The following is a 12,808-nucleotide window of genomic DNA, read 5'->3' on the forward strand; positions in this document are numbered from 1 at the left end:
GAAAATGCGATCATGCGATCATTCGTTCCATACCCCATACGTTCCGAGAAAATTTGGAAGCCGCGCCGCAAAGGTCTGGACGTACACGCATCGTTTTCGCGCGCGCCGCCTGATCGGCAATCCCAAAGGGTATCGTAGATATCTTCCATTCGCCGCCCGCACCGAAAACGGAGACGCACAGGGGAAGAGCGTCCACTGATCAGGATACCGAATCGCGGAATAGTCGGAAAGCCGCTCGACGATCGATTGGGCAGACTCCGCTGCGACTTTTTATCGCATCTGCTCGTCACGCATGGTCATGCCGACACGCGGCCGGGTAGACGCGCTCAAGATGGCATCCAATAGCTGCTGATGATGTATCCCTTCCATCCACCGATAATGGATCACATATAGGTAACCGCTGATCCGACCCCACGCATTTATGGGATCGGTAGGTGTTGTCAGGCCGCTGAGGTCACGCGCGCGAAGGCGCACTGGTCATGGATCAGGGAGATGATTTGCGGGACCATGCGCCAGGTATCGGCAAGTGCCAGATTGGCAAGCGGATCGCCAAGTTGCTCGATCCATGACGGGCCGCCGGTTACGGTGCTGTGTGCCAGCAATGCAGTGAGTGGGTAGCCGAACTCCGGTTCGGCGATGAAGGGCTTCCATGCCTCCATGTCCAGGTGCATGGCCGTGAAGAACCCGTTGGCGAAGTCCTCGAGCAGCACCTCGCCTTCCTCGGTGCGCATGTAGATCGGCGCGTAGGCCTCGGGCTTCTCGGCAAGCTCGATGCAGATGCGGTTGTAACGCTTGAGGATCGTCCGCCGCGCAGGCGCCGAACGCGCGCTTTGAGTGTGCTCGCGCAGGATGCTCTTGATCCAGAGGTCGGGGTCAATGGCGCTGGGGCCTGCGGCGACTGCGGCCAGGAAGCCGTCGATCGATGAGACGCCAGCTACGGGGGGATCAAGCTCGTCGAGCCATATCTCGAGCTGTTCGAGCGAGAGGGTCCGGCCCTGCGATGAGCGACTTTTGAAGTTCATGCCGCCAGAGCCTTTACCGGTTCTGCGGCCGGCCGCCAGTTCCACGGTAGCAAGATGTCCAATTCGTTGATCTTCACAGCGCCCGTGACGATGCGCTCCAGCACGTCATTCAGCCAGGTGTAGGGATCCAGGCCGCCCAGGCGAGCCGTCTGCAGAAGGGATGCCATGACAGCCCATGTCTGGGCTCCTTCCTCGCTACCAGCGAAGAGACTGGACCGGCGGCCTTGGGCCACATTTCTCATTCCGCGCTCGACGGTGTTGGTATCGACCTCGATCCGGCCGTCTTCCAGGAACAGCGTCAGCCCCTTCCAGTGGTTGAGCGTGTAGCGCATGGCCTTGGCCAGATCGGACTTCGGCGACAGGCCTGGAAGCATGGTGTCGATCTGCGTCTTGATCTTCGCCATGACGTCGGCGGTTTCGGTCATGCGAGCCTGGAGGCGCTCTCCGGCGCTGCCTTTGCGCACACGCGCCTCGACCGCGTAGACCTCACCGATCAGGGCGATGATCGCCGCTGCCATCGGCGATGGCGATTTGCGGTACGCATCGACGAACTTGCGCCGGGCATGGGCAAGACAGAAGGCAAGTGTGATCTTGCCCCGGCCCGGACCACTGCGCACGAGGGCCTTGTAGGCACTGTAGCCGTCGACCTGGATAACGCCCTCGTAGCGGGCGAGTTGTGCGAACGCCTCGGCATGCCGCCGGCCGCGGGCATGGATATATACCACAGCCGGATGGGCCGGGCCCGACCAGGGTCCGTCATCACAAGCGTGTGCCCAGAATTGTGTCGTTCGGGTTCGTCTTCGCCCCTTCTCGAGGACCGGCATGCGAGTTTCATCGCAGAATATCCGGGATTGGCTGTGGATGTAGGCAAGCAGGCGATCGTAGAGCGCCTTCACCCACCATGCGATCTTTCGCATCCAGCGGCTCGGTAGCGCCCGGTCGAGGATGACGCCCTGACCTGCGAGCATCTGCAGCTGCCGATTGAGCGGGATTGACCAGGCGAAGCGCGCCGTCGCCATCCAGGCTAGCGTCGAGGTAGTGACCATCGAGCCCGGGATCGCCCGGCGTGGTGCTGGCGCCTGAACGACGCCCTCCCGGCATTCCCGGCAGGCATAGCGAGGACGCACCGTACGGATGACGCGGACAATGGCCGGCACCCAGTCGAGTGCTTCGCTGGCATCTTCACCGATCCTGTGGAGCTTGCCGGCGCAGCAGGGGCAATCCAGCGTGTCGGGATCGATCACGCGCTCCACGCGCTCAATATGGGCCGGCAGTGCCATCAGGCCTCGCTTGCGGCGGCGGCGACTGATTGCAGGCTTTTCTTCGGCGTTGCCATCGTCGTTGGCTGCGGCGGCCGGCGTGGCGACCAAGTCGCCGTGATCAAGGATTCCCTGGTCGCCCAGGACGGCGCTGGCGCGTTCTGAACGGCTGCCGAAGGCCTGATGGGTCATGCCTTTGAGCAGCGAGCGCAGCTGGGAGTTTTCTGCCTGGAGTTCACGTACCAGAGCCGCCATTTGCTTCATATCTTCAGGGAGATTGTTGGCTTGGGCGGGCATGGCTGACTATACCACACCGGCTCCTCGCCGCCACAGAAAACCGCAGATATCAGCCAAAAATCAGCGGCCTGCGCGTCTCGGGCGAGGGCAGCTTCTTCCAGTCCAGGCCCGACAGCAATGCTATGCATTGCGGTCCGCTCAGGACCATCGTGCCGCCTTGCACGGCCGGCCAGTAAAACCTTCCTCGGTCGAGCCATTTCGTCGCCAGGACCGCGCCTGACCCGTCATGACGGAGCAACTTCACCTTATCCGCGCCCTTGTTGCGGAACACGAACACATCGCCCGCACAAGCATCATGCCCCAGCACGTGCGTCACCAGTCCCATCAATCGGTTAATCCCGGCTCTGAAGTCGACCGGCTGTGTCGCCACGAAGATCCGTACGCTTCCGTCGATCGGGATCATTCCCGGATCGCCGCCAGTACCGCGCGCAGGTGGTCCATCTCAACCGCCCCCCGGATCCGAACCGTCACATCGCGGACGATCAGTTCCAGCCCGGCGCCTTCGCATCGCTCCTCCTGGGCGACCGTTACCGGCACAAACCGCATTTCCTCAACCGCGCCCGCCGCGCGTGCATGTCGCCGCCAGTAGTGCAGTAGGCCCAGGCCGACGCCGTTCGCGCGCGCAACCTGCGACACCGTCACGTCAGGAGCAAAACTCTCCGCGACAATGCGGTCACGTTCTTCATCAGGCCATCGTTCATAGCGGCGGCGCGCCGGCCTCAAACTCTCGATCAAACGCGACGCCGCACTGTGCGACGCACAAGTCAAACCGCCGTTTGACCCTGCATCAATTTCTACCGACATTGCCCGATCTCCTCATCGTCTCGGGCGAGCCTAATCATCAGCAAGCTTTCCGAATACGTGGGGCGGGTGCAGCGGTTACACATATAGAACCAGGCGCGCCCTCTTGCATGCAGCCGCAACCCGCGACATGACCCTAAATCGAAAGACCAGGGGGTTACATGAGCGACACGTGCGGAAATTGCGAAGCGGAAATCACCAGTGGCGGCATAATCAAGGGGCCCAACCGTCGTTACGGTCCTAAACAGGTCAGCATTCTCAACTTCGTTGCCGGTACGCACTACGCAGATTTGTGCGAGAAGTGCGGCAAGACCGAGTACGAAATTGCAATTGTGAATCTGAAGGCCGAGCGACAGCAATGCCAGGATTACATGACGGCAAACATCGTCGACTATCCGATGATGACAATCTCGCAGGTGCCGCCCGGCGCCGACTGCAAGGTCAAATCGATGGTCACTGCTAACGTCACGGTCGGCACGGGATTGTTTAGCGAGCTCAGCCAGGGCTTTTCCGACATGTTCGGCGCAACCAATACCGCCACCGGCATGGCCTTCAAAGTCAATAGCGGCGAAGCTACAGCCCGCTCGATCCTTGTTACCAAGGCGATTGCCATGGGCGCAAACTGCATAATCGGGGTCGATGTCGACTACGGCACCACCGCCAACAACGCAGCGACCGTCAACATGCAAGGGACGGCTGTCAGGATCAGCAATCTCGATGCCATCCTCGACGAGGACGTGCTGGAAAGGTATGTCAGGTTTGAAACGTCGCTGGCCCGCGCCCAGGAAATCTCGCGCTGGCTCGCCGGCGATTTCGGCGACGACTAGAACTACTCTACCGCGCGCATGGCGCGGCGGCAAACGATCGCGAAAGCCTCGGCAAGGACCGTTGCGAAAATGGGTAGCGACATCAAAGGTGACGCGTTCTCACGGGGCGTTCTTTCCCAACAGCGAGCAATGTTTCCCCGCTGCCATTCCTATTCGTCAAGATCTGACGCTTGGTACCCGTCCGCCCAGATTCTTGAATGACCGAGGTGGGCGGGTGGGCGGACGTTTCGGGGCTATGAACAAGCGGCAGCTATTGGGCTTGCTGTGAACGGCTCCTTTTGGCCGAAAAGTCGGGGGAAGCTGCCGTTCCTTGTGCATGAACAAGCGGCAGCTATTGGGCTTGCTGTGAACGGTCCGTTTCGGCAGCAACGTTGGGGAAAGCGGGCTAAAGCCTTTCGGCGAGCATAGCCCAAAAAAAGACTATTTCATGGTGTCACAAAGCCGCGCATTTTGAAAATTTAGGGGCGCTGTCTCTTAAGTTTTTTTAGATCACCAAAGTGAGTTCTATTCAAACTTTATGGGTGTTAGTTTTAAATTGCGGGTTTGCTTATCTACACCGCCAATCGCTTTGGTCAATTTTAAGTTGTCAACTGCATCTCGGAGAGCAACCCGAACGGCTGACTGTTGCGGCTGAGCTTCAATACATGCCGCTATCCAGCGATCGCTAAGCTGCATTCCATATGCCGGGTGCTCGCGAAGTTGCGCGTTACCTAGATGATCGAGTTCGACAGCTATCAGTGCAATGACTGCCGGCCCATCTTTCGGGGATATGACAAAATCAATCCCGCCATCATCTAGGGGAGCATTACCAATCACAGTGTAATCCGCCCGACTGATGACTGAACTTAAGAGTTCGCGGGTCAGGCCCAAAGCGTCAGATCCATATTTATTAGACATTGGGGGAATTCCTAAGATCGCTCTGATTTTTTCTTTTGTCTGCAAATACGAAGCCCAATGCCGAGAGCGCATTTCCAAGTCCCTTTAAGTGCAAGATTCAAAGCGTTACGATATAGAGACTTTTCTGTCGATGACCGCCATGTTGGCGGGTCCGGACGGGCAGCTTTTGGATTAAAATCGTGCAATCTTGCCATTCCGGTTTTGGGAGCGCGGCTGCGCGCCGCCTATGACCGAGATGGGTGGATAGCTGCCGCTGGCCCTTCTACGCTAAAGCAAATAGAGCAATGAAGTAGGTTATAATAAACGACAGGATCCCGAAAGATATCGCTAGAGACAACGCAACTTTCCTCGGGTCCAGAAAACGATCAATAGCCAGAAGAGGCAACCAAATAACTGCTGTTATCAGTGCTCCTAGAAATATCGCGTGGCTGAAGTGATCAGTCGTGATGCTCGCCATATGTGGAATTATCATCAACATGTAGAGAAGCGATATAATCAGCGCCAAACGTCTGGAAAATGTCGCTGCCCTTTTCATATTCCGCCTTATATCACGTATTCTCTGACATGGTATCTATCAGTGCCTGATGTCCGCAAGGGGGCGGGTCCGGACAGGCAGCTTTCGGGTTAAAATCGTGCAATCTTGCCATTCCGGTTTCGGGAGCGCGGCTGCGCGTCCCCTATGACCGAGATGGGTGGCTAGCGGTCGTCATCCATGATCTGGATTCCCGGAATTAGACGCGCGGCGATTCCAAAAGCCCCAAGCAGTCTGCGCTAAGTTGATGAGTGTGAGGCCGCCCAATACCGGCCAGAGCCAGGTGTCGGACACGCCTCCAAGCAGGTCGAAATGCAGACCAGCCCAAAAAAGACCAAAGAATGCGGACCCGCCAACCCATAGGTAAATCGAGTTTCGTGCGTCCTCGCTCACCAAGCTTCCTCCAACAGATTGAACCAGGATACGCCATGAACCTATGTCCGCAAAGGGGCGTGTTCGGTCAGGCTTCTTTTCTTCCCGAGCGGCGGGGAGCGGACAGGCCCCTATGGAGCGCAGTCTCCGGCCTCCTGATAGGCCGAAAGGGATGGAAGTTGGACGTCGGTTTGATCGGAATAGACGCCGAAGCCGCTCCATCCAAGACGCTCGATTGACTAGGCGACTCTCCACTCCTGCGAGGCGAGCGGACGGTTGACCTGCAAATAAGATGCTCAGGATATCTTTGCTTAGGCCATCAGGGATTGCCACGATTGCCGATGCAGAATCCTGACGCTGGCCGTCGATGAACACTTCAATGGTTTTCGCATTTGCCCATACGACAACGTGATCCGATGCCCACTCGATGTCACCGAGACCACACTCTCCGACATCACTAGATGCCTTCAAGGCGACAGTCGACTGAACTGGAATGAAAAACTCTTCAGCCCATGGTTCAAGCCAGACGAGGAGTTCATCCGGTCCGGGGTTAGAAAGGCTCCAGTCACAATCAACAATCGTCATCAGTGCAGCATTTCAGAAGTCCTGCATGTCTGCAACGGGGCGCTTGCAGTCGGACGGCTTTAGGTTTCGCGATTCTCGCGTGTGAGTGACCGCCAAGGGTGGATTGCAGTCATTGCCGCAATCGGGAACGAAGGTCTGCAATGCGAGATTTCGGTTCAAAAGCATCCTTTCCGGTACGCCGACATTGCGGACAGCCACTATTGGCTGCAAACTCGCAGGATGAAACTCATTGTCCCTTCAATGCTATTTATCGCATTAACCGGTGCCACTACAGTGCCGGTATCCGAACAGCAGGCTCTAATGATACAGATCGAGAGCAGCGTGAAATTGCCCGTGGGAGCAAATTCCATCGATCAATATTCGCGGAATTACGCTTTGAGACCGGACGGGAAGGTTGTCGCGGTCTTTGTCATTCCTCGCGAGCCAACGTGGAATGATAGCGAAGGTTTCGGCTGCGAAGTAATGCTTGAAGACCTTACGAGCCGGCCTTGTACCGAGGAAGAAATAGCCGAAAGTAAGCAGCAGGACGCGGCCACTGCGGCGAGGTTTGGTGCCGCCGATGAGGCTCGTTGGTTTGATGATTATCGCGAGCTGCCGATTATCTTAGACGGCGGCTGCATGCAGGTTGAAATTATCTTCGATCCGCACTCAAAGCAGATCGAACGTACCGAATGCAACGGATTTGCTTAGGTCCGCTCACCCCGATATTGATGCCATAGCGCTCGAAGCTGGGACGGCTTGAAAGCGGCCGCTCATTTCTCGCTAGTTGACTGGCCGACTTGGGGCGCTTGCAGTCGGACGGCTTTAGGTTTCGCAATTTTCGCCTGTGAGTGACCGCCAATGGTGGGAAGCTGCCGTTCCCATTCTGGTACGAGGCGTGGCTATAGCTGCCGTCCGTGGAGCACGCCGCCGAGGCAGCAACGCGTCAATTGCCTCCATTCGACGACGGATTTTTATTTCTCAGAAGCGGTCATAAGTCCGCATTTCCGTCGCAGAAACCTCAAAGGGGTTTAGCATAGAACCGAACCCAATATGCGCTAACAATGGCGGTGACGGAAAACCCCACAATTTGGTTTTCCGCACAATCGGGCAATCCGACAGGGTTTGTCGCGCATGTCACGAGGACATGTGGTCGCGTGACTTGGATTGGGCTGAGGCCTGCTGGAAAACATGTGATTTCCGATCAGCTTACGATCTCGGTTGCCATCCGCTATCCCTCAAGATCGCTTTAGGGTCTTTAAGATCAAGCAAGGCCCTGATCGCGGCACGTTTATCAGACGCCTTATCGTAATAGGCTTTCGCGATCTTAAATCCTACCCAATACCCCAAATCGCCGGGGTTTTCAGGTGTGCCAACTCCGTTGTAGAGCCAAGATGAAATATCTGCGTTGTCAGCGTCTGACAGAAAGCGCTGGCCTATTTCCTTAGATTTCCCCGCCGTCCATTTTCGCAGGTGAATGTTGCTCACCTGTCCTGACGTCAATTCCGCGATAAGTTCAGCGACACCTTCTATGAGTGACTGCTTAAGAACAGTCGTGTCGTCACTATCTTCCTCAAGCGCGGGTGACTGCTCAACGTGGCCGTATTCATGGGCGATCAGGTGATAGAGCCTGTCAGTCAGGTCAGGTTGCAGCCAGGCCGAACGACAGGCCACTTCCAGACCGATCAAAACGCCGGACTTACCAGTCGTTCCTCCACTATTATTCCTGCCTATCAGAATGGTGACGGGCGGGAATGTAGCTTGAGGATCAAGGTCAGCGAGACGTTGAAAAGCCCCTTGCAACTTCGACTTAACGGCAGGCAAGACCTCCATACAGGACCGGGCTTGCCTATAGGTGGTCTCCTCGTTGGCGACCTCCTTGGCGAGCGCTTCACCTGAGATAATGCGGTAAGGAACGAACTGGCGCACGCCGTCCGTTCCTGTGTCTATGTAGTCCTGTTGCAGCGCACTGGCAGAAGGCTTGCCGTTGGCGGCGTCGTAGAGCCGATAGAAAGTTGTCACATCGGACGTGCGGACCTCAACAGTCTCAGGAGTATTGGCAGTCGCCGCCGTCGCAACCATGCATCCTATAGCCCCAATCGCCCATTTCCTGCTCATGCCGTGTTCCCCTGGTCTTACTGGGTATTTCGTACCCACAGCACACTGCTTTTGTTAAGGCGGTGGTGGCGAGGCGACGAAAAACAGGTGTTTGCCGACAGCCCAGCGGACTGTCCGCCTCCTACTTTTGCCGTCCATAACCTGCCAATCCGCAATCGGCCAGCCACCGTCATAAACCGGGGGCTGGTGAACGGCGGGTTTCAGGGAATCCGCCCCATCCCTCAAATGTCCGCAACGGGGCGACGCACGAACCCGCTGCGCGGGAGTGGTGCCCGTGGTGAGCTATCCGTGACAACGAGAACGTCCCGCCTGGATTGAGCAGTGCCCGTAATGGGCGGACCCTTTCGGCTCCTTCAACATGAGGAGTCGAACGATGAACGAGCTTGTTCCGGTTGGCCCGATCAGCCCGCTACGCCAGCGGCTGATCGACGACATGACGATGCGCCGGTTCTCACGCGAGACGCAGCGCAACTACCTGCGCGACGTCGGGCGGTTTGCGACCTGGCTGGGGCGCTCGCCGCACACCGCGACCGCCGAGGATGTCCGGCGGTTCCAGATCGAGCAGCAGGACGCCGGCGTTCCGGCGCCGACCATGAACAGCATCGTCGCGGCGCTGCGGTTCTTCTTCACCCACACGCTCGACCGACCCGAGCTCGCGCGCAAGCTGGTCCGCACCGCGCATGCCCGTAAGATCCCGGTGGTGCTGACCTTGGCCGAGGTGAAGCGGCTGCTCGATGCCACGACCTGCCTCAAGCATCAGGCGGCACTGTCGGTCGCCTATGGTGCCGGACTGCGCGTTTCCGAGGTCTCGGCGCTCAAGGTCAGCGACGTCGACAGCAAGCGTATGCTGCTACGGGTCGAGCGCGGCAAAGGCGGGCGGTACCGTAACGCCATGCTGCCCGAAGGCTTGCTCGTGTTGCTACGCGAGTGGTGGCGCGCTGGTCGGCAGCAGGGGATCATGCTTCCGAACGGCTGGCTCTTCCCGGGCCAGAACGCGACAGTGCCGATCAGCACGCGGCAGCTGTATCGCATCGTCGTCGAGGCGGCCGAGGCAGCCGATATCGCCAAGCGGGTCGGCCCGCATACCCTGCGGCATAGCTTCGCCACGCACTTGCTCGAAGACGGTGTCGATATCCGCGTCATCCAGGCGCTGCTTGGTCACGCCAAGCTCAACACCACCGCCTTTTACACCCAGGTAGCGACCAAGACGATGCGCGCGGTGACCAGTCCGCTCGACCGGCTGATGATCCCGAGCGGGGGAACGCCCGACGGTTGAGGCGAGGTGCGCACCTCCATCGAGGTCGCCGATATCTTCCGAACGGCAGGGCCGGCGTATCGGTTGGCCCATGCCGGGCATCTGAGCCTGCACCAGCTCAAGATCATGTCGGCGATCGAACAGTGTCGCACGGCGGCAATGGGCGGCCACGTCGAGGCCTGCGAGGACTGCGGCCATTGGCGTGTCGCCTATAACAGCTGTCGCAACCGGCACTGTCCCAAGTGCCAGGGCGCTGCCGCGCGCACCTGGCTCGCCGACCGCGAGGCCGACCTGCTGCCGGTCGGCTACTTCCACGTGGTCTTCACCCTGCCGGCTGAGAACACCGGTAATAAAAGGGGCCATCCGTCGGCTGAGAGCACCGGGATAAAAAGGGGCCAGTCCTGCTAACCTCCGTTTTTGGGCGGAGGAGAAGGATGAAGAGAGTGGAGCTTTATCAGAAGGTCCGGCGTGCGGTGATGATCGACGGGATGAGCCGTCGGGGTGCTGCGCGTTATTTTGGCGTCAACCGCAAGACGGTGGACAAGATGCTGACCTTTCCGGAACCGCCGCAGCACGGGCGGTCGGGTAGGAGCTACAGCCGCAAGCTTGCGGAGTTCACCGAGATCATTGACCGGATACTGGTTGAGGATCGCACGGTGCATTTCAAGCAGCGCCATACGGCGTTTCGGATATTCGAGCGGCTTCGCGATGAGCACGGGTATGCTGGCGGCATCACGATTGTCCGCGATTATGTGGCGAGCGCAAAGCTCCACAGCCGCGAGGCGTTCATTCCGCTAAGCCACAAGCCGGGTCACGCCCAGGTGGACTTTGGCGAGGCGGACGGGATCATCGGCGGCAAGTTGCTGCGATTTCACTATTTCTGCATGGATTTACCGCACAGCGATGCGCCGTTTGTCAAAGCGTATCCGGCCGAAGTAGCCGAGGCTTTTTGTGAAGGCCATGTGGCGGCGTTCGCCTTCTTCGGCGGCATCCCGCAGTCCATCCTGTACGATAACACCAAGCTGGCCGTGGCGCAGATCCTGGGCGACGGGAAGCGTGAACGTAGCCGGATGTTTTCCACTCTGCAGAGCCATTACCTGTTCGAGGACAAGTTTGGTCGCCCTGGCAAGGGCAATGACAAAGGCAAGGTCGAGGGATTGGTTGGCTATGTTCGGCGTCACTTCATGGTGCCGATGCCGGTGGCCGAGAGCTTTGATGCGATGAACGCTCGCTTTCTCGAACAATGCGTGGAACGCCGTCAAGCTGTGCTGCGCGGGAATGAGCAGAGCATAGCGACAAGGATGGAGGCAGACCTGGCGGCATTCATGGCGTTGCCGGCGACTGCGTTCGATCCGTGCCATATGGTGACGGGCCGTGCCTCGTCGATGTCGCTCGTGCGCTACCGCACCAATGATTACTCGGTGCCGACCGCCTACGCCCACCAGGAGGTGGTGATAAAAGGCTATGTCGAGAGGGTTGAGGTGATCTGCGGCGGGGAACGGATTGCGGTGCACCCGCGCAGCTATGAACGCGAAGACTTCATCCCCAATCCGCTGCATTATCTGGCGCTACTGGAGCGCAAGCCACGCGCGCTGGATCAGGCTGCGCCGCTGGATGGCTGGGTGCTGGCCGAACCGATGCACCGTATCCGTCGTTTGATGGAGGCCCGCAGCGGCAAAGAAGGTCGACGTGAGTTCATTCAGGTGCTGCGCCTATGTGAGAAATTCGAGCAAACCCTTGTCGAATGGGCAGTGGCGCGGGCGCTGGAGATGGGGGCGATCAGCTTTGATGCAGTGAAGATGATTGCGCTGGCACGCCTTGAGCAGCGCCCCCCGCGTCTGGATCTGGAGCTCTATCCGCATCTGCCTCGCGCCCATGTTGGGCGAACCAATCCACGCAGTTATCTGGGCCTGCTGTCCGGGACGACTGCTTCGGCTCCTGGAGCGGCAGCATGACCGAGAACCTGATGCCGCTGCCCGCCATTGAGCAGGCTTCGACCAGCGTGCCGCCAGCGGTGCTGCTGGCCAACCACCTCAAGGCACTGAAGCTGCCGACCTTCGTGCGTGAGCACGAGAAAGTCGCCCTGGAGGCCGCGCAGGACCGCGCCGATTATGCGCGCTATCTACTGCGCCTGTGCGAACTCGAGCGGATCGATCGCGAACGCCGGATGGTCGAGCGCCGCATCCGCATGGCCAGATTCCCGCACACCAAGAGCTTCGACACCTTCGATTTTGCAGCCCAGCCTTCGCTGAACAAGGCGCTTGTGCTGGAACTGGCACGCGGGGAATGGATCGAGCGGCGGCGCAATGTCATCGCGCTCGGGCCGAGCGGCACCGGCAAGACGCACGCCGCCCTGGCACTGGGCCTTGCCGCCTGCCAGAAAGGGCTCAGCGTAGCATTCACTACAGCGGCAGCGCTGGTGCATGACCTCATGGAAGCCAGGGACGAACGCCGATTACGCACCCTTCAGAAGCATCTGGCTTCGGTAAAGCTGCTGATCCTCGATGAGCTGGGCTACGTGCCGTTCACGGCCGTTGGCGGCGAGTTGCTGTTCGAGGTGCTCAGCCAGCGCTACGAACGCGGCAGCACGCTCATAACCAGCAACCTGCCGTTCGACGAATGGACATCAGTGTTCGGCTCCGAGCGCCTCACCGGCGCCCTGCTCGACCGCCTGACCCATCACGTCCACATCCTCGAGATGAACGGCGAGAGCTTCCGGCTCGCCAGCAGCCGCAAGCGCCAGAAGGGCAAGGAGAGCAGCAAGATGCCTTAATCAAAAACGGCTATCGGCAGCGGGAAATCGGCTTCCGCTCCGCTACAGCCGCTTCCCCGCTGCCGATAGTGCCCAGCCTCAATCCGAGGCT

11 protein-coding genes and 1 pseudogene are annotated in these 12,808 nt (G+C 59.0%); 6 read left to right on the forward strand and 6 right to left on the reverse strand.

Annotation, left to right across the window (positions count from 1 at the left end):
• Positions 1–440: 440 nt before the first annotated feature.
• From ACZ1J6_RS06445 to ACZ1J6_RS06460, 4 genes are read right to left on the reverse strand one after another with little or no spacing between them, the layout of a single operon-like run.
• Positions 441–1,022, reverse strand: a complete 582-nt coding sequence (locus ACZ1J6_RS06445) for a UPF0149 family protein (RefSeq protein WP_465127141.1) — start codon at positions 1,020–1,022, stop codon at positions 441–443.
• Positions 1,019–2,578 carry an IS66 family transposase gene (gene tnpC / locus ACZ1J6_RS06450; protein ID WP_465127142.1) on the reverse strand — a complete coding sequence of 520 codons (1,560 nt, stop codon included), beginning with the start codon at positions 2,576–2,578 and terminating at the stop codon, positions 1,019–1,021. The genes ACZ1J6_RS06445 and tnpC overlap by 4 nt, the downstream gene beginning before the upstream one ends.
• A gap of 49 nt (positions 2,579–2,627) precedes the next feature.
• Positions 2,628–2,981: an IS66 family insertion sequence element accessory protein TnpB gene (gene tnpB / locus ACZ1J6_RS06455; protein ID WP_132270134.1), complete on the reverse strand. Its 354-nt coding sequence runs from the start codon at positions 2,979–2,981 to the stop codon at positions 2,628–2,630.
• Positions 2,978–3,382: a transposase gene (locus ACZ1J6_RS06460; protein WP_132270132.1), complete on the reverse strand. Its 405-nt coding sequence runs from the start codon at positions 3,380–3,382 to the stop codon at positions 2,978–2,980. Before ACZ1J6_RS06460 ends, tnpB begins: the two co-directional genes overlap by 4 nt.
• 158 nt (positions 3,383–3,540) lie before the next feature.
• Here ACZ1J6_RS06460 and ACZ1J6_RS06465 point away from each other — a divergent pair, with 158 nt between their 5' ends.
• Positions 3,541–4,206 (forward strand): heavy metal-binding domain-containing protein, encoded by a 666-nt coding sequence (locus ACZ1J6_RS06465; RefSeq protein WP_465127143.1) that lies wholly within the window; start codon positions 3,541–3,543, stop codon positions 4,204–4,206.
• A gap of 504 nt (positions 4,207–4,710) precedes the next feature.
• Here the strand turns inward: ACZ1J6_RS06465 and ACZ1J6_RS06470 are convergent.
• Complete coding sequence (locus ACZ1J6_RS06470) at positions 4,711–5,103, reverse strand: hypothetical protein (RefSeq protein ID WP_465127144.1); 393 nt, start codon at positions 5,101–5,103, stop codon at positions 4,711–4,713.
• Positions 5,104–6,673: 1,570 nt separating this feature from the next.
• Here ACZ1J6_RS06470 and ACZ1J6_RS06475 point away from each other — a divergent pair.
• Positions 6,674–7,282, forward strand: coding sequence for a hypothetical protein (locus ACZ1J6_RS06475; protein WP_465127145.1), 609 nt, complete (start codon positions 6,674–6,676; stop codon positions 7,280–7,282).
• Positions 7,283–7,780: 498 nt separating this feature from the next.
• Here ACZ1J6_RS06475 and ACZ1J6_RS06480 read toward each other — a convergent pair whose 3' ends face one another.
• A complete protein-coding gene (locus ACZ1J6_RS06480; RefSeq protein WP_465127146.1) occupies positions 7,781–8,653 on the reverse strand; it encodes a DUF2268 domain-containing putative Zn-dependent protease in 873 nt (290 codons plus the stop codon).
• Positions 8,654–9,062: 409 nt separating this feature from the next.
• Between ACZ1J6_RS06480 and ACZ1J6_RS06485 the strand changes: the two genes are divergently transcribed.
• The 4 genes and pseudogenes from ACZ1J6_RS06485 to istB all read left to right on the forward strand — a co-directional run bounded on the left by ACZ1J6_RS06485 (position 9,063) and on the right by istB (position 12,717).
• Complete coding sequence (locus tag ACZ1J6_RS06485; RefSeq protein WP_465127147.1) at positions 9,063–9,965, forward strand: tyrosine-type recombinase/integrase; 903 nt, start codon at positions 9,063–9,065, stop codon at positions 9,963–9,965.
• Between the two features lie 6 nt (positions 9,966–9,971).
• Positions 9,972–10,283: pseudogene (locus ACZ1J6_RS06490) on the forward strand (IS91 family transposase); the annotation flags it as partial.
• Positions 10,284–10,378: 95 nt separating this feature from the next.
• Positions 10,379–11,899: an IS21 family transposase gene (gene istA / locus ACZ1J6_RS06495; RefSeq protein ID WP_442047891.1), complete on the forward strand. Its 1,521-nt coding sequence runs from the start codon at positions 10,379–10,381 to the stop codon at positions 11,897–11,899.
• 11 nt (positions 11,900–11,910) lie between these two features.
• Positions 11,911–12,717: an IS21-like element helper ATPase IstB gene (istB, locus tag ACZ1J6_RS06500; protein WP_132269683.1), complete on the forward strand. Its 807-nt coding sequence runs from the start codon at positions 11,911–11,913 to the stop codon at positions 12,715–12,717.
• Positions 12,718–12,808 lie beyond the last annotated feature (91 nt).

Source organism: Novosphingobium sp. BL-S-21 (assembly GCF_055521655.1).